The organism is Streptomyces sp. NPDC001351 (assembly GCF_042896045.1).
In the GTDB taxonomy this organism is placed as follows: domain Bacteria; phylum Actinomycetota; class Actinomycetes; order Streptomycetales; family Streptomycetaceae; genus Streptomyces.
This window is the reverse complement of the sequence record NZ_JBIAWS010000002.1, coordinates 191,664-210,433: the sequence shown is the minus strand read 5'-3', so window position 1 is coordinate 210,433 and position 18,770 is coordinate 191,664. Positions and strand designations below refer to the sequence as shown.

The following is an 18,770-nucleotide window of genomic DNA, read 5'->3' as shown; positions in this document are numbered from 1 at the left end:
CCCGGCCCGGGCCGCGGCCGCCCGCCCCGGCCCCCGCGCCCCCCCGGGGGGGGGGGGGCGGGGGGCCCGGGGGGGGGGGGGGGGGGGGGGGCCCGGGCCGGGGGGGGTCCGTCCTCGGTCCGGCGGTTGCTGGTGGCTGCAGTCGTGCTCGGGGTTGACGCCGGCCGCTGCGGGCGGACACCCCCCGCCCCATCCCCTTCCCGCCGTGCGCGGCTGCGGGTGCGTACCTCGTCTCCGCTTCTCCGCCTCCGTCTGCGGGCAGTTGCGGGCATCGGCGCCCGGCCGCCGTACGTTCAGGCGCCGGGCGTACGCAGTGGCCCCGCCCTTGCGGGCGGGGCCACTGCGGTGGGGGTCAACCCGCGACCAGCTCCAGCGTCGGGGTGGGTTCGTCCGTCGGCGTCGGCGCCGCGGGCTGCGTGGCGCGCCGCCTCGGGATCAGCAGCGCCGCCACTCCGGCAAGCGCGACGACCGCGGACCCGGTCACCAGCGCCGGCTGGAGGCCGTCGACGAAGGTCTGCGCGGACTCGTAGCCGCCCTGCGCCGAGAAGATCGACGACATGATCGCGATGCCGAGCGCGCCGCCGACCTCACGCAGCGCGTTGTTGGCCCCGGAGGCGATGCCCTGCTCCTTGGCGCGGACACTGGACATCACCAGGTTGGCGGCCGGCGCGAAGTACAGCCCCATGCCGACGCCGCTGATGATCAGGGCGGGCAGCTGGGCGGCGTAGGACACGCCGGGCGCCACCACGGAAGCCATCCAGCCGAGGCCGACGGCCTGCAGGAAGAGGCCGGTGGCGACGACGGGGCGGCCCCCGATGCGGTCGGACAGGACGCCGGCGATCGGCGCGGCGATCATCGGCATGCCGGTCCAGGGCAGCATGCGCAGGCCCGCCTCCGTGGGCGAGTAGCCGAGGACGCCCTGCATGAACTGGCTGAGCAGGAAGATCGAGCCGAACATCCCGAGGAACATCAGCAGGCTCGCGGCGTTGATGCCGGAAAAGGCGCGGGAGCGGAACAGCCGCATCGGCAGCATGGGGTTCTTGGCGCGCAGGCTGTAGCCGACGAACGCTGTGAGCAGGGCGGCTCCGGCGATGAGGCCGGTCAGGACCAAGGGAGCGGTCCAGCCGTCGGCGGGGCCGCGTACCAGGCCGTAGACGATCCCGAAGAGGCCGCCGCTGGCGAGCAGGGTGCCAGGGACATCGAGCGGTGCGCCGGTGCCGTACGACTCGGCGAGGCGCAGACGGGCCAGCGGCAGCAGGGCGAGGCCCAGGGGAACGTTCAGCCAGAAGATCCAGTGCCAGGAGACGTGTTCGGTGAGGCTGCCGCCGATCAGCGGGCCGGAGGCCACGGCGAGGCCGTTGACGGCACCCCAGATGCCGTACGCCATCCCGCGCTTGGCCGCGGGCACGGCGGCCGTGAGGAGGGTGAGCGTCAGGGGCATCATGATCGCGGCGCCTACGCCCTGCACCGCACGGGCGGCGATCAGGGAGCTGATGCCGGTCGCCATGGCCGCGGCCGCGGAGGCGCCGGTGAAGACGGTGAGGCCGGCGAGGAAGAGCCGGCGGCGGCCGAACCGGTCGCCGAGTGCCGCGCCGAACATCAGAAGGACGGCGAAGGTGAGGGTGTAGGCGCTGACAGTCCATTCCAGGTCGCCCAGGGCGCCGCCCAGGTCCTTGCGGATGGAGGGCAGGGCGGTGGTGACGACGAGGTTGTCGAGGGCCGCCATGAATCCGGCGACGCTGGTGATGACGAGGGCCCAGACGGTTCCCCCGCGACGTGCGGTCTGCTGTGACATCGCTCCCCCAGAGGGTGATCAGTCGCTCGGTAGATCTGTTCAGATGGTTAGTTATTGATGACTAACTTTCGCGGGCATGAAAAGGCGGTTGCGGCGCCTTTCCCGCGGATGCGTGCACTACTTCTCCAGACGGCCTTCCAGCCGCGCCTCTGGATACAGCCCCTCCCAGACTCGATGCCCGGGAGGAAAACCCATGGCCACCAGGCAGTTGATGAGCATTCCGTACGCCATGAACGTCGTCGTCCCGTCAGTGTCGGCACCCAGCGGCAGATGGACCGTGTCCCACAGCCGCATCCATCCGTCGCGCACCGCCTCGCCGAACTCGGGGTCGCCCGCCTGTTCGGCGGCGCCCACGGTGACGTACATCTGCATCTGCATCAGCAGCCGCTCGGGCTGCTCCGCGATGACCTTGGTGTACGCGTTCGCCATGGCACGCAGGGCTTCCTCGCCTTCCAGCCCCTTGGCGGCCTCCTCGAAGGTGCGGATGGTGTCCTCCATGCACCGCTGCGCCACCGCGAGGAAGAGCGCCTTCTTGCCCGGGAAGAGCCGGAAGAGATACGGCTGTGAGACACCGACCCGCTTGGCGATCGCCTCGGTCGACGTCCCGTAGTAGCCGCCGCGGGCGAACTCCGTGGTCGCCGCCCGAATGACGCTCTCGCGCCGCTCTTCTGCGCTCATCCTGACCATGCAAGTAAGTTAGTACTCAATCACTACCTAGGTCAAGGGGTGGCGGAGACGCACTCTCCAGAGGTCGGCGGAGACGGCACAATCGCCTCGTGGATCAGGGAATCGCGGCCCTGCTGGGGGCGACGGTCGGCGTTCTCGGCACCGTGGCCGCCGCGGCCATCTCCGGATGGTCGAGCCGTCAGCAGTTACGGGCCCAGGCCGGAATCGACCATGCCCAGTGGCGCAGACAGGCCCGGCGGGACGCCTACAGCGCCTTCCTCGCGCCCGCGCACGAAGCGGGCAACGCGCTGAAACAGGCCGCCCGATCGCTGATCGGCGATGTGGACGTGGGCGAGGCGGACCGTCGGCTCCGGGCCGCCCACGACCACCTGACGGCGGTCCACGCGGCCTGGGCCGCTCTCGCCGTCGAAGGTCCCGAGGCGGTGGAACAGCTGGCCCACGGCGTCAAAACGGCCCTGCACTCGATGCAGACGACGCTGCTCGCGTGGCGCGACTCGGCGGAGGGTGCGTTCGACGGCAACGTGAAGTTCGTGGAACGACATGCCGTCGAGGTGACCAGGGTCTCCGAACGAATCAGCGCCTTCACCGCTGCCGCTCGCGCCGCGCTCGACGACACGGCACCCGACCCGCCTCGAGCACGGAGGGCGGCTGAGACGTCGTAAGGGGCGCTCCGCCAGGGAGAACGCCCCTTACATCACGTCAGTCGTGCCCCTCAGGCCAGCCGTACGACGGCCCGTGACATCCCCAGCACCTTCTGCCCGGCGCTGGTCGCCGTGAGGTCCACGCGGACCGTGTTGTCGTCGAGCTTGGCCGCCACCTTGGCGCTGACCTCGATGAGGGCGCCCTGGTCGTCGTTCGGCACGACGACGGGCTTGGTGAAGCGGACGCCGTACTCGACGACCGCCCCCGGGTCGCCGGTCCAGTCGGTGACCACCCGGATCGCCTCGGCCATGGTGAACATGCCGTGCGCGATGACGTCCGGGAGGCCCACCTCCTTGGCGAACTTCTCGTTCCAGTGGATGGGGTTGAAGTCCCCGGAGGCGCCCGCGTACTGGACGAGCGTGGCGCGGGTCACGGGGAAGGTCCCGGCGGGGAGCTCGGTGCCGACCTCGACGTCCTCGTATGCGATCTTCGCTGTCATCGGGTCACGCCTCCTCTGCCGCGCGGGCCACGAGCTTGGTCCAGGCGGTCACGACGTGTTCGCCGGCCTCGTCGTGGACCTCGCCGCGGATGTCCAGGATGTCGTTGCCGGCCATGGACTTGATCGCCTCGATGGTGGAGGTGACGGTGAGCCGGTCGCCGGCGCGGACCGGGCGGACGTAGGAGAACTTCTGGTCGCCGTGGACGACCCGGCTGTAGTCCAGGCCGAGCTGGGGGTCCTGGACCACCTGTCCGGCCGCCTTGAACGTGATCGCGAAGACGAAGGTCGGCGGGGCGATGACGTCGGGGTGACCGAGTGCCTTGGCGGCCTCCGGGTCCGTGTACGCGGGGTTGGGGTCCCCCACCGCCTCGGCGAACTCGCGGATCTTCTCGCGGCCCACCTCGTAGGGCTCGGTGGGCGGGTAGCTCCGCCCCACGAAGGACTGGTCGAGCGCCATGGCCCGGCACCTCCTGTGTCTGCCTGCTGACTACTGACTACTCACTGCCATCCGCCGAGTGCCGGCCGCTGACGGCTGCGGATGTCCGCCGGATGACTGTCCTGCCGCCTGTGATCGGCCGGAACCGGCCGGTAACCGGGGCTGAAACGCCGCGAGGCCGCCCCCCGCTAGTGGGGACGGCCTCGCGTACGAGCCTGATTTATCGCGTCTCGCGGTGCGCGGTGTGCGCGTTGCAACGCGGGCAGTGCTTCTTCATCTCAAGACGGTCCGGGTTGTTGCGCCGGTTCTTCTTGGTGATGTAGTTCCGCTCCTTGCACTCCACGCAGGCCAGCGTGATCTTCGGGCGGACGTCGGTGGCAGCCACGTGAGTGCTCCTTGACGAACGGATGGGACGGTTTAACGCATAGAAGAGTAGCCGATCGAAGGACCGACCCCGCAATCGGCTACTGTCAGTAGCGGTGACCGGACTTGAACCGGTGACACAGCGATTATGAGCCGCTTGCTCTACCGACTGAGCTACACCGCTGTGATGCGATCCGTTCCCGCCTTGCGACGGGAACCTCACACACCAGAGCCCCAATACGGAATCGAACCGTAGACCTTCTCCTTACCATGGAGACGCTCTGCCGACTGAGCTATTGGGGCGAGCGATGAAGACATTACACGCTCGGCCGCCGTTCACCCAAATCCGTTTCGCGGCCCCCGTTCCGGCCTGTTCCACAGGCGGCCCGGGCCCCTGCCCGGGTCCGTTTCCCGGCTCTCCCAGGAGCCACTGAGGCCGCTGCGATACGGCGGACCACACCGGTACGACTATTGCGCTCCTCCCCGACACGGGCGGATCGCCACCCTAGGCTCGACTCACTCTGCGTGATCTTGCGTTCCCCTGCGCAGCCCCCGAGCCCCTGGAGTGCGATGCCCGACAGCCAGCCGCAGCCACCCCACTCGTCCTCCTCTTCGGGCTCGTCCTCCTCTTCGGGGTCCTCGGGTTCTCCGGGGTCCTCGGGACGGGTGGACGACCCGGCCGCCCTGCTGCTGTGCGGGGCCCGGCTGACCGACGGCCGGACCGTGGACGTGCGGCTGAGCGGCGGGCGCATCGAGGCGGTCGGCACGGCGGGAAGCCTGGCTGCCGGCGGAGCGCGGGACTGCGGCATGCGGGTGGATCTCAGCGGCTATCTGCTGCTGCCGGCCCCGGCCGAACCGCATGCGCACGGGGACACCGCGCTGTCCGCCGAGGACGACGGGCCGGCCTCGTACGAGCCCCAGGACGTCCAGCGCCGCGCCACCGAGGCGGCGCTGTTGCAGCTGGGACACGGGGCGACCGCGCTGCGGGCACATGTGCGCGTGGGCGACGTTCAGGGGCTGGGCGCGCTGGGCGCCGTACTCCAGGCGCGGCGTTCGCTGCGCGGGCTGACGGAACTGACGACGGTGGCGATGCCGCGCATGCTGACCGGCGTGGCCGGGGCGGAGGGCCTGGCGATGCTGCGGGACGCCCTGAAGATGGGCGCCTCCGTGGTGGGCGGCTGTCCGGACCTGGACCCGGATCCGACCGGGTACGTGGAGGCGGTCCTCGAGGTCGCCTCCGAACACGGCTGCCCCGTCGACCTGCACACCGACGCCGCCGATCCGGCCCGTCTCGCCCGCATCGCCGCGATGGCCGGGGGGCTGCGTCCCGGGGTGACGCTCGGACCGTGCGGCGGCCTCGGCCGGCTGCCCGCCGAGACGGCGCGGCGCACCGCCGACCAGCTCGCGGCGGCCGGGGTGACGGTGGTGTGTCTGCCCCAGGGCGGCTGCGGAGGCACCGACCGGCGCGACACGGCTCCGGTACGGCTGCTGCGGGCGGCCGGTGTACGGGTGGCCGCGGGCAGCGGCGCCCTGCGCGACTCGTCGAACCCGGTGGGGCGCGGGGACCCCTTGGAGGCGGCCTATCTGCTGGCCTCCCGGTACGGGTTGCGGCCCGAGGACTCGTACGACGCGGTGAGTTCCTGGGCGCGATCGGCCATGGGGCTGCCCGAAGTGCGGGTGGAGGCGGGTTTCCCGGCCGAGTTGCTGGCCCTGCGCGGCGACCGGCTGGCGGGGGCGTTGTCGCTGGCGTACAGCCGCATCGTGGTGCACCGGGGGCGGGTGGTGGCGCGGACGAGCGCGGTACGGGAGTACTGCAACTCGGCCGCGGCGGCGGAGCTGGGGCTGCCTCGGCAGGGGCGGGGGGAGTTGTCGTGAGGGGTGGGAGGGAGCGGGGGTGCTCGTGGTGAGGGTGCGCGTTCTTGGGGCGCGCGTTGCGGAGGGCGCATTGCGGGGACGCGTTGCGGAGGTGCGGGGCGGTGAGCAGTCCCGGTGTGTGTGTTGGTGAGGGCAGAGGGGCGTGGTGAGGGCAGAGGGGCGTGGTGGGGGCGCGTGTATGCGTTAGGGGCGGTCGGCATTGGACTTGTGCGCGGGGCGCGCACGCCGGGTGTGCGCGCCTGCCCGGCGTGATCACGATGTCCGTCGCGGCGAGCGTGGCGTCGAACAGCAGGGCCTCGGTGCCGTCCGTTGCGTCGCGCTCCGACCTCCTGGCGGACCGATGCGGAGCCGCGCCGCCGGTTCGAGCGACGGAAACGCATGCCACCAGAGCCCCTTCCGAGATCTTGCGTAAGGAGCGAGCGGGCAGTGCGTGCCTCAGCGACGTGCGCCGGGAGCGCATGGTCGGGGGTCACGCGCCCAGCGCGCACTTTCCATCTGCGCGCTCCGCGTGCGCGCCCTGAGGCGTGGCTCAAGTCGTGCGGCGGACGCGGCCGTCCGGGCGTACGGTCGGAAACATGCGCATTGTCATCGCTGGTGGTCATGGTCAGATCGCGCTGCGGCTGGAGCGGCTGCTCGCTGCGCGCGGAGATGAGGTCGCGGGGATCATCCGTCACGCCGAACAGGGCGACGACCTGCGGGAAGCCGGTGCCGAGCCGGTTCTGCTCGATCTGGAGTCGGCCTCGGTCGAGGAGGTCGCGGCGCATCTGCAGGGCGCCGACGCGGCGGTGTTCGCGGCGGGTGCGGGTCCCGGCAGCGGTGCCGCCCGCAAGGACACGGTGGACAAGGGGGCAGCGATCCTGTTTGCGGACGCGGCGGTTCGGGCGGGCGTACGACGACATGTGGTCGTCTCGTCGATGGGCGCCGATCCCGCGCACCAGGGGGACGACATCTTCGACGTGTATCTGCGCGCGAAGGGCGAGGCCGACGCCTATGTGCTGCGGCAGGACGCCCTGGACGCGACGATTCTGCGTCCCGGGATGCTGACGAACGACGCCGGCACCGGCCTCGTACGGCTGGAGGCCCACACGGGCCGCGGCGCCGTCCCCCGCGACGACGTGGCCGCCGTACTGGCGGAGTTGGTGGAGACCCCGGCGACGGCCGGCCTGATCCTGGAACTGGTCAGCGGATCGGCGCCCGTGTCGGTCGCGGTGAAGTCGGTGGCCGGGAACTGAGGGCGGACGGCGAGGGATACCGGAGGGGGATGCGACTGGAGGAGCTCCCTCCGGGTTTGCTGCAACTCCCTCTGGAAGGCTCTAGAACAGGGGCAGTTGGCCAGGTATCTCCGGGACGACGTATCCGTCCAGTGAAGGCTGGGCCGCGTCGAGTTGTGCCGGGCGGCGCGAGCCGGGGCAGGAGACGAGTACGCCGTTCTCGCGCGCGCCGGGCGGGTCGTGACGAGCGAACCGTCCGGCGACGACGGCGATCTCGCGACGGCATTCGGGGCAGCGTCTGCGGCGAGTGGACATGGGGTCAGTGTGCCCCGGGCGGGGGTGTGTTGTGCGCGGGGCGCACGCTCCGGACTCCGCATGGACTCGCGCGCCACCGTGCCACCGTTGGAGCCCCCGCGGCCCCTGTCGCCCCCGAAGCCTTCACCGAGGCGCCACACCATCCGACCACACTTGCTTAAGTCAATCAACTGACTTGGTTTAAGGGTGTCGCGCACACCCGATGCCCCTTGCCCACGGAGGCCCGACCCATGTCCCACGCACTCCCCCGGCCCGCCGACGACGACGGGGTGGTGTCCGCAGCGCCGCGGGCCAATGCCGTCGTAGCGGTCCTGGCCTTCGGCGGGATCGTGGTCTCGCTGATGCAGACCCTGGTGATCCCGATCGTCCCTGAGCTGCCGAAGCTCCTGAACGCCCCCGCGTCCGACACCGCCTGGGCCGTCACCGCCACGCTGCTCGCCGCCGCCGTCGCCGTCCCGATGATGGGCCGGCTGGGAGACATGTACGGCAAGCGCCGCATGCTCCTGGTCAGCCTGGTCCTGCTGGTCGCCGGATCGGTCACCGCCGCGCTCAGCGACTCCCTGGCGCCGATGATCGTCGGGCGGGTGCTGCAGGGCATGGCGGGTGGTGTGATCCCGCTCGGCATCAGCATCATGCGGGACGAGCTGCCCGCCGAACGGCTCGGTTCGGCCACCGCGCTGATGAGCGCCTCGCTGGGCGTCGGTGGTGCTCTCGGCCTGCCCGCTGCCGCCCTCATCGCGGACAACTTCGACTGGCACGTACTGTTCTGGAGTTCGGCCGGGATGGGTGCCGTGGCGCTCCTGCTGGTGCTGTTCGTCGTCCCCGAGTCCAAGGTCCGCACGGGCGGCCGCTTCGATGTCGTCGGCGGCTTCGGCATGGCGGCCGGCCTGGTCTGCCTGCTGCTCGGCATCTCCAAGGGCGGCGACTGGGGCTGGGCCGACGGCACCACGCTCGGCCTGTTCGGGGCGGCCGTCGTGGTGCTGCTGCTGTGGGGCTGGTACGAGCTGCGGACCGAGCAGCCGCTGGTCGACCTGCGCACCACCGCCCGCCGGCAGGTACTGGTCACCAACCTCGCCTCGATAGCCCTCGGCTTCGGCATGTTCGCGATGTCCCTGGTGCTTCCGCAGCTCCTGCAGTTGCCTGAGGCGACCGGCTACGGTCTGGGCAAGTCGCTGCTGACCGCCGGCCTGGTCATGGCTCCCTCCGGCCTGGTCATGATGGCGATCGCTCCCGTCTCGGCCGCCCTTTCCAAGGCCAGGGGCCCGAAAGCCAGCCTCATGCTGGGCTCGCTGATCGTGGCAGCCGGCTACGGCCTGCAGATCCTCCTGATGTCCGAGGTCTGGCAGTTCGTCCTGGTGTCCTGCGTCATCGGTTCCGGCATCGGCTTCACATACGGCGCCATGCCCGCCCTCATCATGGGCGCCGTGCCCCCGTCCCAGTCGGGCGCCGCCAACAGTCTCAACACCCTGATGCGATCCATCGGTACGTCGACCGCCAGCGCCGTCGCCGGCGTCATCCTGTCGCAGATGACCACGGACCTCGGCGGGGCCTCTCTCCCCTCGGAGAACGGCTTCAAGACCGTTCTGGCCATCGGCGGCGGAGCGGCGCTGCTCGCCTTCGCCGTCGCGTCCTTCATTCCGCGGCATCGGGCGGCTGGGACTGGGGGCGATTCCGCGTCCGAGAAGAGCGCTGCCACCGGAGAGGCATCCGCTACGGCGACAGCCCTGGCGTCTGCTACGACGCCGTCCGCGGCCGGGAGCGAGAACGGGGCGCCCGGCCCGGCTGAGGAGGGTGCGCCGGGACGGTCCGCGGCGGCGGTCGCGATCGGGGAAGGTGCGATCGGGAAAGGTGCACCAGGCCTGTCGGCCGCGCGCTCAGGCAGGCCCTCGCCTGGGTCCGCGTCCTCAGCGGCTTCCGTCGCGGCCGCCGGGCCTGACGGGGTGAGCGGCTCCGACGGCGGTGGAATCCCGGTGAGCGGTCATGTCCTGGCGGCGGAGCGGGTCCCCGTCGCGGGGGCCGCGGTCACGCTCATCTCGCTGGGCGGAACGCAGCTGAGCCGGTCGGTCTCGGACGCCGCCGGCTCGTACGGTGTCGACGCGCCCGCCGCCGGTTCGTACGTCCTGATCGCCTCCGCCGACGGCTTCCAGCCGCAGGCCTCGACACTCGTTGTCGCCGAGGGGCCGGTCTCGTACGACGTCCTGCTGAGCGGCACGAGCGGTCTCGCCGGGCTGGTGCGGTCTGCCGACAGCGGGGCACCGGTCGCCGACGCCGTGGTGATCGTGACCGATGTGCGCGGGGAGGTGCTGACCACCCGACGGACCGACGTGCTGGGCGAGTTCACGGTCACCGACCTGGTGCCGGGGACGGTGACGCTCGCCGTCAACTCCGCCAAGCACCGCCCGCTGGCCCTGCCCGTCGAGATCGGCGGCGCGGGCACCACACGCATCGAGGTGGAGCTCCGGCCCGGCGCGCACGTCCGGGGCACGGTACGCGGCTCGGGCACCCCACTGAGCGACGCCCGGGTCACCCTGGTGGACGCCGCGGGCAACGTGGTCGCCACGACCCGGACCGGGCACGACGGCGTGTATGCCTTCTCCGACCTGGACAGCGGCGCGTACACGGTCATCGCGACGGGCTATCCCCCGCATGCGGCAACGCTGACGGTGTCGGGCGCCGGCACGGACGACCACGACATCGAACTTGCGCACAGCGGAGAGTAGTTGCGCCCGCAGCGCAGGAGCAGGCCAGTCCACCCACAGCCGGAAACAATCCGGACCGACCGTGAGCCACGGCCCGCACGGACACCTTGAGCGGAGGAGTTCGTGGGGGCGGTCCGGCCTGATGGCGTGACGGCGACGGCGGTACATGAAGAGACCCCCTCTGATCTGCGTTTCCGCAGATCAGAGGGGGTCTCTTCATCAAAGTGGCGGCGCCAGGATTCGAACCTGGGAAGGCTGAGCCGGCAGATTTACAGTCTGCTCCCTTTGGCCGCTCGGGCACACCGCCGGGTTTGCTGCCGTTCGAACCGCTCTTCGGCGGTGCTCCCTGGCAACGACGTAAACAATACCCGATGCCGAGGGGTGCTTCGCCACCCGATTGATCTGCGCCCGGAGGACGACGGGTGGCTAGGCTTGTCCGGATGCGGCCCGGGACCATGCCGGGCTCGGCGCCCGCCCCCACGTACGCCGATACGCCCCCGTACGCACCCCATCACGCACCGATACAAGGAGCCACAGGACATGGCCGACTCCAGTTTCGACATCGTCTCGAAGGTCGAGCGGCAGGAGGTCGACAACGCCCTCAACCAGGCCGCCAAGGAGATCTCGCAGCGCTACGACTTCAAGGGCGTGGGTGCCTCGATCTCGTGGTCCGGTGACAAGATCCTCATGGAGGCGAACTCCGAGGACAGGGTCAAGGCGGTCCTCGACGTCTTCCAGTCCAAGTTGATCAAGCGCGGGATCTCACTGAAGGCATTGGACGCGGGCGAGCCCCAGCTCTCGGGCAAGGAGTACAAGATCTTCGCGTCCATCGAGGAGGGCATCTCCCAGGAGAACGCGAAGAAGGTGGCGAAGATCATCCGCGACGAGGGCCCCAAGGGCATCAAGGCGCAGGTGCAGGGCGACGAGCTTCGTGTCAGCTCGAAGAGCCGTGACGACCTGCAGGCCGTGATCGCGCTTCTGAAGGGCAAGGACTTCGACTTCGCCCTGCAGTTCGTGAACTACCGGTGAGCCGCTGCTTCACCGTTGCCGGATGACAGTCACCGGCCGGCCGTCGTCGGCCGCCGGTCCGCGAGGAAGGGTGGGCACCCGGCGGGTGCCCACCCTTCTCGCCTGCTGGCTGCGGTCCGGGGCGTGCTCGGTCGTGCTCAGTTGCGCGAGTTGCCGAACAGGATGCGGTACGCGATCAGGAGCACGAGTGAGCCGCCTACCGCCGCGGCCCATGTCGCGCCGTCGTAGAAGTTCTTGGTGATCGGATGGTCCAGCCAGCGGGCCGATATCCAGCCGCCGATGAACGCACCCGCGATGCCGATGAGAGTCGTGCCGATGAAACCGCCCGGGTCGCGGCCTGGCAGCAGGAACTTGGCGATGGCTCCGGCCAACAGCCCCAGGATGATCCAGCTGATGATGGTCATGCCGTGAACCTGCCCTTCCGCACCGTGCCTGCACTTTCCGGACAGTGAGATTTCGGTCAAGATCCGCTGTGCGCCACGTGCTTGTCCTGCTCTGTTGATGAGCAGGACGTCGCAGCGGCACTCATCGGTTGCAGCGATCAGTAGGGTGCGGGACATGACATCGACCGGTTCTGCTTCCGAACTGCGGCGCACGCTGGGCGTGGGCGACGCCGTCGTCATCGGGCTCGGCTCGATGGTGGGGGCCGGGATCTTCGCCGCCCTGGGGCCTGCGGCGCGTGCGGCCGGGTCCGGGCTGCTGCTCGGCCTCGCAGTGGCCGCCGTAGTCGCCTACTGCAACGCCATGGCGTCGGCACGGCTGGCAGCCCTGTATCCGGCTTCGGGCGGCACGTATGTGTACGGGCGTGAGCGGCTCGGCCCGTTCTGGGGTTATCTCGCGGGCTGGTCGTTCGTGGTCGGGAAGACCGCCTCCTGCGCTGCGATGGCCCTCACCGTGGGGGCGTACGTCTGGCCGGGTCAGGCGCACGCCGTGGCGGTCGCGGCCGTGGTGGCGCTGACCGCGGTGAACTACGGCGGTGTCCAGAAGTCCGCGTGGGTCACGCGGGTGATCGTGGCGGTGGTGCTGGCTGTCCTCGCTTCCGTCGTGGTGGTGTGCCTGGGGTCCGGGATGTCCGACACGGGGCGCCTGGACGTAGGCACCTCGGGCGGGGTGGGCGGGGTGCTGCAGGCGGCGGGGCTGCTGTTCTTCGCGTTCGCCGGGTACGCGCGCATTGCGACCCTGGGCGAGGAGGTACGGGATCCGGCGCGCACCATCCCGCGCGCGATCCCCCTGGCTCTGGGCATCGCGCTGGCGGTGTACGTGTGCGTGGCGGTGGCTGTCCTGTCCGTGCTGGGGGCCGGCGGTCTCGGGCGTGCTGGTGCTCCGCTGGCCGACGCGGTGCGGGCGGCCGGGGTGCCGGGGCTGGTTCCGGTGGTGCGGGTGGGGGCCGCCGTGGCGGCGCTCGGTTCGCTGCTCGCCCTGATTCTGGGCGTCTCGCGGACCACGCTGGCCATGGCCCGCGACCGGCACCTGCCCGGCGCGCTGTCGGCCGTGCATCAGCGCTACCAGGTGCCACACCGGGCCGAACTGGCCGTGGGTACCGTGGTCGCCGCCCTGGCCGCCACGGTGGACGTACGAGGCGCGATCGGTTTCTCCTCCTTCGGTGTGCTGGCGTACTACGCCGTGGCCAACGCCTCTGCCTGGACGCTTAGTTCGGCCACGAGGGCTCGACTGTTGCCTGCGGTGGGTCTTCTCGGGTGCGTGGTGCTGGCGTTCTCGCTGCCGGCGGTTTCGGTGGTCGTGGGCGCGGGAGTGTTGGCGGCGGGTGTGGGCGCGTATGGCGTACGGCGATGGGTGGCTGCGCGGTAGCGCACTGGGCCGAACACCAGTCGGGGCGGGCGGGGTACCTGATCAAGGCTTCCGGCCGAGGGCGGGCATGGCCGGCCGTCAGCGTCGGGGCAGAGCACGCTCTTCCATCTGTTGGTCCGCGGGATCTCCGCAGTCGCCGTAGCAGAGGGATCGCCGCGCTGTCGTACGCATGCTGTCGCGGCTGTCAGGACGCTCGTGCCGCCGTGGTGCGTATGCGGAAGTCGGTCCAAGGGATCATCTCGAGTTCCTCGTTCGTCTCCTCGTACCAGCCCGTGCCGTCCACCCAGGACCTCAGCCAGGCCGTGAGGCTGGGGGCGTCGACGTACCAGGCGTGGTCGGCGTGGTCGGCGTTCGGCTCGAAGAGGAGGACTGGGGCTTCCGGGGTGCGGCAGTCCACGCACGCGTACATCGCGCAGCCCCAGTGGGATATCGGCAGGACGCCTTCGGGCCAGGGCCAGTCGGGGTCCTTGCGGGCGCTCTCGCGGTTGGCGAGGTACTGCACTACGGCGGCGGGCTCGCCGGCTGGGGGGCTGTCGAGGAGGGGCAACAGGCCGTACTCCGGACCGAATCCGCCGTCTCCTATGCGTAGGTAGAGGTCGGCGAGCAGGGGAGGCAGGGAGAAGCCCAAGGTGGTCTCGGCTCGTGCCAGCGTGGACGCGTCGGCCGGCTCCGGAAGAGAAGGCCAGCCCCACGGGCGGGTGTTGTGTGCCTTGGCTGACACCCGTGCCAGCAACTGCTCGTTCTCGGTCATGGGTTCATGATGCAAGGCGCCACTGACAATCGGACCGGCCTGTGGGCAACCTTCGGGCTGTGGAAAACCTGGTCACTCGGATGGGGGTGAGCGGGCACCCCTCGCCCTGGTCCCCGTCGGTCAGCGAGTGGCGAACGGCTGGTCCGTCGGCACGATTTCGCGGCCGAGCGGCAGCAGCGAGACCGGGATCAGCTTGAAGTTGGCGATGCCGAACGGGATGCCGATGATCGTGATGCACAGGGCAATGCCGGTGACGATGTGCGTGAGCGCGAGCCACCACCCCGCGAGGATCAGCCACAGGACGTTGCCGACGCAGGAGGGTGCGCCGGCGTCCCGGCGCTCGACCGTCGTGTACCCGAAGGGCCACAGGGCGTAGACACCGATGCGGAACGCCGCGATGCCGAACGGGATGCCGATGATCGTGATGCAGAGAAGAATGCCCGCGGCAAGATAAGCGAGGAACAGCCAGAAGCCGCTCAGGACGAGCCAGATGACGTTCAGGATGGTTTTCACTGGGGGCGACCTGCCATCTTCTCGAGCCGGGCGATGCGCTCCGCCATCGGCGGGTGGGTCGAGAACATCTTGGAGAGTCCCTGGCCCGGGCGGAAAGGATTCGCGATCATCATATGGCTCGCGGTCTCGATGCGCGGCTCGGGCGGCAGCGGCAGCTGCCTGGTACCTGCTTCGAGCTTGCGCAGCGCACCGGCGAGCGCGAGCGGATCGCCGGTCAACTGTGCGCCGGAGGCGTCGGCTTCGTATTCCCTGGAGCGGCTGATGGCCAGCTGGATGAGGGAGGCCGCGAGCGGGCCCAGGATCATGATCATCAGCATGCCGAGGATGCCCGGACCCTCGTCGTCATCGGAGCGGCCGACCGGGATCAGCCAGGCGAAGTTGACCAGGAACATGATCACGGAGGCCAGGGCACCGGCGACCGACGAGATGAGGATGTCGCGGTTGTAGACGTGACTCAGCTCGTGGCCGATGACACCGCGCAGTTCGCGCTCGTCCAGGATGCGCAGGATGCCTTCCGTGCAGCACACGGCGGCGTTGCGCGGGTTGCGGCCCGTCGCGAAGGCGTTCGGCGCCTCCGTCGGGGAGATGTACAGGCGTGGCATGGGCTGGCGGGCCTGGGTGGAGAGGTCGCGGACCATGCGGTAGAGGGCGGGGGCCTCGAACTCGCTGACGGGGCGCGCGCGCATCGCGCGTAGCGCCAGCTTGTCGCTGTTCCAGTACGCATACGCGTTCGTGCCCAGTGCGATCACAACCGCGACGACGAGCCCCATGCGGCCGAAGAAGCTGCCGATGACGATGATGAGGGCGGACAGTCCTCCGAGGAGAACTGCGGTCCTTAGCCCGTTGTGCCGGCGGTGCACGGTACGCCCTCCAAGTCGTGCAGCAGGGGAACCCTTTGCTTGCTGATCTCCGGTGCCACTGGTGCCGTGGTGTCACGTCCAGTGGACCCTCCCGTACTGGTCAACGCCAGGCGGGGGCCACTAGTTCCCTTGTGCGTACGGCGGCCTGAGTGGGCCGTCCGGGTGACGGCGGCCCTGGGCGGCCGGCGTCGGCTCAGAAGAGGGCTGTGCCGGCGAAGCGCAGGACGAGCTGGGGTGCTCCGGAGAGGGCGACGCCGAGGACGCCGGTGAGGGTGATCGCCGCTGTGAGGGGCGCGGGGAGGCGGTGCTTGACGGGCTCGCCCTCGGGGGCGCGGAACAGCAGTGCCGTCCATTGGAGGTAGTAGAACAGGGCGATGACGACGTTGACGGCCATGACCACGGCCAGCCAGCCGAGTCCCGCGTCGACCGCCGCCGAGAACACGGTGACCTTGGCGAACAGGCCGATGATGCCCGGGGGCAGTCCCGCCAGGCAGAGCAGGAAGAAGGCCAGCAGGAGAGCGGCGACCGGATTGCTCGCGTAGAGGCCGCGGTAGTCCGTGATGCGGTTCGCGGACCTGGTACGGCCCACCAGTGCGGCCATCGCGAAGGCTCCGAGGTTCACGGCGGCGTACATGAGGGCGTAGGCGACCGTGGAGCCGATCGAGTGCTCGGCGTTGTCGGAGTAGGCAGCTGCGGCGATCGGTACGAGGAGGTAGCCGGCCTGGCCGACCGACGACCAGGCGAGCAGCCGTACCGCGCTGTACGCGCGCGTGGCTTGCTGGCGCAGGGCGCCGACGTTGCCGACCGTCATGGTGAGCGCGGCCAGCGCCGCGAGCGCGGGCCCCCAGACGTCGGCGTACGACGGGAACGCGATGACCGTGACGAGGATCAGGCCGGAGAAGCCGACTGCCTTGCCGACGACCGACAGATAGGCCGCGATGGGCAGGGGTGCGCCCACGTAGGTGTCGGGGACCCAGAAGTGGAAGGGCACGGCGGCCGTCTTGAAGGCGAAGCCGACGAGGGTGAGGACGACACCGGTCTGGGCGAGCGTGTGGAGCTGTCCGTCGACGTGCTGGATCCGGTCGGCGACCTGCGTGAGGTAGAGGGTGCCGGTGGTGGCGTACACGAAGCTGATGCCCATGAGGCTGACGGCGGTCGCGGTGACCGACGACAGGAAGAACTTCAGGGCCGCCTCGGAGGACTTCTTGTCGCCCTGCCGGATGCCGACGAGGGCGAAAGCGGGCAGGGAGGCGACCTCCAGGGCGACGATCAGGGTCGCGAGGTCGCGGGAGGCGGGCAGCAGGGCGGCACCGGCCGCGGAGGAGAGCAGCAGGAACCAGTACTCCCCTTCGGGGAGTTGTCTGTCGGCGTCCTTCAGGGCTGTCACCGACAGGAGGGCGGCGAGGAGGGCGCCGCCGAGGACCAGGAACTGGATGACGAGCGTGAAGCGGTCCGCGGTGTAACTGCACGCGTGTGTGCCGTTCACACAGAAGGTGCTGCGGTCGCCGTCCAGGAGGGGCAGCAGCAGGAGCGCGGAGGCGGCGAGGCCGGCGACCGAGACCCAGCCGAGGAGTGCCTTCCTGGCGTCGGCGACGAACAGGTCGGCGACGAGGACGACGAGTCCGACGACCGCCGTGAGGGTGGGTGGCGCGATGGCGAGCCAGTCGACGGACTGGACGGCACTCGCGGCCAGCGGCTGGGCCAGGGAGCTCATCGGGTGCCTCCTGAGAGGAGCTGCTGCACGGCCGGGTCGGTCAGGCCGAGGAGGACCTTGGGCCACAGGCCGGCGGCGACGGTGAGGGCGACCAGCGGGGTCCAGGCCGCGAACTCGTACGCGTGGACGTCGGCGAGCTGCGGCGCTTCCTGGGGTACGGCGCCCATGCAGACGCGGCGCACGACGACCAGCATGTACGCGGCCGTGAGGAGGGTGCCGAAGGCCGCGATCGCCATGAAGGTGAGGAAGGCCGGCCGGCTGAGGTCGCCGGCGGGCCTGAACGCGCCGAACAGGGCCAGCATCTCGCCCCAGAAACCGGCCAGGCCCGGCAGGCCGAGCGAGGAGACCGCGCCGAAGGCGAGCAGACCGCCGAGGCGGGGGGCCTTGCCGTAGAGCGCGGCACCGGTCTCCTCGGCGAGGGTGTCGAGGTCGGTCGTGCCCGTGCGGTCCTTGAGCGCGCCGACCAGGAAGAACAGCAGGCCGGTGATGAGGCCGTGGGCGATGTTGGCGAACAGGGCGCCGTTCACACCCGTCGGCGTCATGGTCGAGATGCCGAGCAGGACGAAGCCCATGTGGCCGACGGAGGAGTAGGCGATGAGGCGTTTGAGATCTCCCTTCGCACCACGCTTGGCAAGGGCCAGGCAGGCCAGCGAACCGTAGATGATCCCGACGACGGCGAAGGCGGCGAGGTAGGGCGCGAAGGTGTGGAGTCCGTCCGGCGCGATCGGAAGGAGGATCCGGACGAACCCGTACGTACCCATCTTCAGCAGGACACCGGCCAGCAGGACCGAGCCGACGGTCGGGGCGGCGGTATGGGCGTCGGGCAGCCAGCTGTGCAGCGGCCACATCGGCGTCTTGACCGCGAGCCCGATCCCGATCGCCAAAACGGCGATGACCTGCACGGATGCGGTCAGCGACCGGCCGTTGTCAGTGGCGAGTGCCACCATGTCGAATGTGCCGGCCTTGATCCCGATCAGGAGCAGGCCGAGCAGCATGACGACCGAACCGAGCAGTGTGTAGAGGATGAACCGCCAGGCGGCCTGGGTCCGGCCCTCGCCGCCCCAGCGGGCGATGAGGAAGTACATCGGGACGAGGACCATCTCGAACGCGAGGAAGAACAGCAGCAGATCGAGGACGGCGAAGCTCGCGAGGGTGCCGGACTCGAGGACCAACAGCAGCGCGACGAAGGCCTTCGGGGTCGGACCCGCCGGCATGTTGAAGTACGAGTACAGCGCGCAGAGGAAGGTCAGCAGCGCGGTCAGGACCAGGAGGGGGAGGGAAATGCCGTCTATGCCGAGGTGGATCCGCACGTCGAGTGCGGGGATCCAGCTGATGTCGGTCGTGGCCTGCATCTTCGACGGGTGGTCGTGGTCGAAGCCGAGCGCAAGGACGATCGCGGCGATGAGGACCGCGCCGGTCACGGTCACCCCGTGGCGGAGCACGGCCTGCTCGGGTGACTTCCCCTTCAGTCCGGGCGGAGCGGGCAGGAGGGCGGCGACGGCGCCGAGGAGCGGGCCGACGACGACGAATGCCAGAAGGAACTGCATCACGGACTCGTTGATATCGATCACG

At 70.3% G+C, this 18,770-nt stretch carries 18 protein-coding genes and 3 tRNA genes; 6 read left to right on the top strand and 15 right to left on the bottom strand.

The annotated features are described in order from the left end of the window. Positions 1-352: 352 nt before the first annotated feature. Positions 353-1,795, bottom strand: coding sequence for a DHA2 family efflux MFS transporter permease subunit (locus ACFY1U_RS06540; protein ID WP_390693023.1), 1,443 nt, complete (start codon positions 1,793-1,795; stop codon positions 353-355). 117 nt (positions 1,796-1,912) lie between these two features. After that, positions 1,913-2,482, bottom strand: coding sequence for a TetR/AcrR family transcriptional regulator (locus ACFY1U_RS06535; RefSeq protein WP_390693021.1), 570 nt, complete (start codon positions 2,480-2,482; stop codon positions 1,913-1,915). A gap of 89 nt (positions 2,483-2,571) precedes the next feature. Between ACFY1U_RS06535 and ACFY1U_RS06530 the strand changes: the two genes are divergently transcribed. Continuing rightward, positions 2,572-3,144: a hypothetical protein gene (locus ACFY1U_RS06530; protein ID WP_390693020.1), complete on the top strand. Its 573-nt coding sequence runs from the start codon at positions 2,572-2,574 to the stop codon at positions 3,142-3,144. 50 nt (positions 3,145-3,194) lie between these two features. Here ACFY1U_RS06530 and ACFY1U_RS06525 read toward each other — a convergent pair whose 3' ends face one another. The 5 genes from ACFY1U_RS06525 to ACFY1U_RS06505 all read right to left on the bottom strand — a co-directional run bounded on the left by ACFY1U_RS06525 (position 3,195) and on the right by ACFY1U_RS06505 (position 4,725). Then, positions 3,195-3,623 (bottom strand): MaoC family dehydratase, encoded by a 429-nt coding sequence (locus ACFY1U_RS06525; RefSeq protein ID WP_390693019.1) that lies wholly within the window; start codon positions 3,621-3,623, stop codon positions 3,195-3,197. Between the two features lie 4 nt (positions 3,624-3,627). Further along, entirely contained in the window at positions 3,628-4,080 is a 453-nt protein-coding gene (locus ACFY1U_RS06520) for a MaoC family dehydratase N-terminal domain-containing protein (protein ID WP_344403656.1), read from the bottom strand. Between the two features lie 199 nt (positions 4,081-4,279). After that, positions 4,280-4,444 carry a 50S ribosomal protein L33 gene (gene rpmG, locus ACFY1U_RS06515; RefSeq protein WP_003948671.1) on the bottom strand — a complete coding sequence of 55 codons (165 nt, stop codon included), beginning with the start codon at positions 4,442-4,444 and terminating at the stop codon, positions 4,280-4,282. 89 nt (positions 4,445-4,533) lie between these two features. Then, a tRNA-Met gene (locus ACFY1U_RS06510) sits at positions 4,534-4,606 on the bottom strand. 46 nt (positions 4,607-4,652) lie between these two features. Beyond that, positions 4,653-4,725 (bottom strand) — tRNA-Thr (locus ACFY1U_RS06505). Between the two features lie 267 nt (positions 4,726-4,992). Between ACFY1U_RS06505 and ACFY1U_RS06500 the strand changes: the two genes are divergently transcribed. Together ACFY1U_RS06500 and ACFY1U_RS06495 are read left to right on the top strand one after the other, a co-directional pair. Then, on the top strand, positions 4,993-6,297 hold the full coding sequence (locus tag ACFY1U_RS06500) for an amidohydrolase family protein (RefSeq protein WP_390693018.1): 1,305 nt from the start codon (positions 4,993-4,995) through the stop codon (positions 6,295-6,297). Between the two features lie 575 nt (positions 6,298-6,872). After that, positions 6,873-7,529 (top strand): NAD(P)H-binding protein, encoded by a 657-nt coding sequence (locus ACFY1U_RS06495; protein WP_390693017.1) that lies wholly within the window; start codon positions 6,873-6,875, stop codon positions 7,527-7,529. An 81-nt stretch (positions 7,530-7,610) separates the two neighbouring features. Here ACFY1U_RS06495 and ACFY1U_RS06490 read toward each other — a convergent pair whose 3' ends face one another. Next, a complete protein-coding gene (locus tag ACFY1U_RS06490) occupies positions 7,611-7,823 on the bottom strand; it encodes a hypothetical protein (RefSeq protein WP_390693016.1) in 213 nt (70 codons plus the stop codon). 230 nt (positions 7,824-8,053) lie between these two features. Here ACFY1U_RS06490 and ACFY1U_RS06485 point away from each other — a divergent pair, with 230 nt between their 5' ends. Beyond that, on the top strand, positions 8,054-10,543 hold the full coding sequence (locus ACFY1U_RS06485; protein ID WP_390693015.1) for an MFS transporter: 2,490 nt from the start codon (positions 8,054-8,056) through the stop codon (positions 10,541-10,543). Positions 10,544-10,747: 204 nt separating this feature from the next. On the opposite strand, the gene ACFY1U_RS06480 is transcribed toward ACFY1U_RS06485, so the two are convergent. Then, positions 10,748-10,829 (bottom strand) — tRNA-Tyr (locus tag ACFY1U_RS06480). Positions 10,830-11,062: 233 nt separating this feature from the next. Between ACFY1U_RS06480 and ACFY1U_RS06475 the strand changes: the two genes are divergently transcribed. After that, positions 11,063-11,551: a YajQ family cyclic di-GMP-binding protein gene (locus ACFY1U_RS06475; RefSeq protein WP_030945172.1), complete on the top strand. Its 489-nt coding sequence runs from the start codon at positions 11,063-11,065 to the stop codon at positions 11,549-11,551. A 137-nt stretch (positions 11,552-11,688) separates the two neighbouring features. Here the strand turns inward: ACFY1U_RS06475 and ACFY1U_RS06470 are convergent, their stop codons facing one another. Continuing rightward, positions 11,689-11,955, bottom strand: a complete 267-nt coding sequence (locus ACFY1U_RS06470; protein ID WP_390693014.1) for a GlsB/YeaQ/YmgE family stress response membrane protein — start codon at positions 11,953-11,955, stop codon at positions 11,689-11,691. A gap of 154 nt (positions 11,956-12,109) precedes the next feature. Here ACFY1U_RS06470 and ACFY1U_RS06465 point away from each other — a divergent pair, with 154 nt between their 5' ends. Then, positions 12,110-13,360 carry an APC family permease gene (locus tag ACFY1U_RS06465; RefSeq protein WP_390693013.1) on the top strand — a complete coding sequence of 417 codons (1,251 nt, stop codon included), beginning with the start codon at positions 12,110-12,112 and terminating at the stop codon, positions 13,358-13,360. A gap of 184 nt (positions 13,361-13,544) precedes the next feature. On the opposite strand, the gene ACFY1U_RS06460 is transcribed toward ACFY1U_RS06465, so the two are convergent. The 5 genes from ACFY1U_RS06460 to ACFY1U_RS06440 all read right to left on the bottom strand — a co-directional run bounded on the left by ACFY1U_RS06460 (position 13,545) and on the right by ACFY1U_RS06440 (position 18,769). Then, a complete protein-coding gene (locus ACFY1U_RS06460) occupies positions 13,545-14,111 on the bottom strand; it encodes an SMI1/KNR4 family protein (protein ID WP_390693012.1) in 567 nt (188 codons plus the stop codon). 120 nt (positions 14,112-14,231) lie between these two features. Further along, positions 14,232-14,624, bottom strand: a complete 393-nt coding sequence (locus ACFY1U_RS06455) for a YccF domain-containing protein (protein ID WP_390693011.1) — start codon at positions 14,622-14,624, stop codon at positions 14,232-14,234. Then, a complete protein-coding gene (gene htpX, locus ACFY1U_RS06450) occupies positions 14,621-15,484 on the bottom strand; it encodes a zinc metalloprotease HtpX (protein WP_390693010.1) in 864 nt (287 codons plus the stop codon). Before htpX ends, ACFY1U_RS06455 begins: the two co-directional genes overlap by 4 nt. Before the next feature lie 193 nt (positions 15,485-15,677). After that, positions 15,678-17,198, bottom strand: coding sequence for an NADH-quinone oxidoreductase subunit N (locus ACFY1U_RS06445; protein WP_390693009.1), 1,521 nt, complete (start codon positions 17,196-17,198; stop codon positions 15,678-15,680). After that, positions 17,195-18,769 carry an NADH-quinone oxidoreductase subunit M gene (locus tag ACFY1U_RS06440; RefSeq protein ID WP_390693008.1) on the bottom strand — a complete coding sequence of 525 codons (1,575 nt, stop codon included), beginning with the start codon at positions 18,767-18,769 and terminating at the stop codon, positions 17,195-17,197. Before ACFY1U_RS06440 ends, ACFY1U_RS06445 begins: the two co-directional genes overlap by 4 nt. Between the last annotated feature and the right edge of the window lies 1 nt (position 18,770).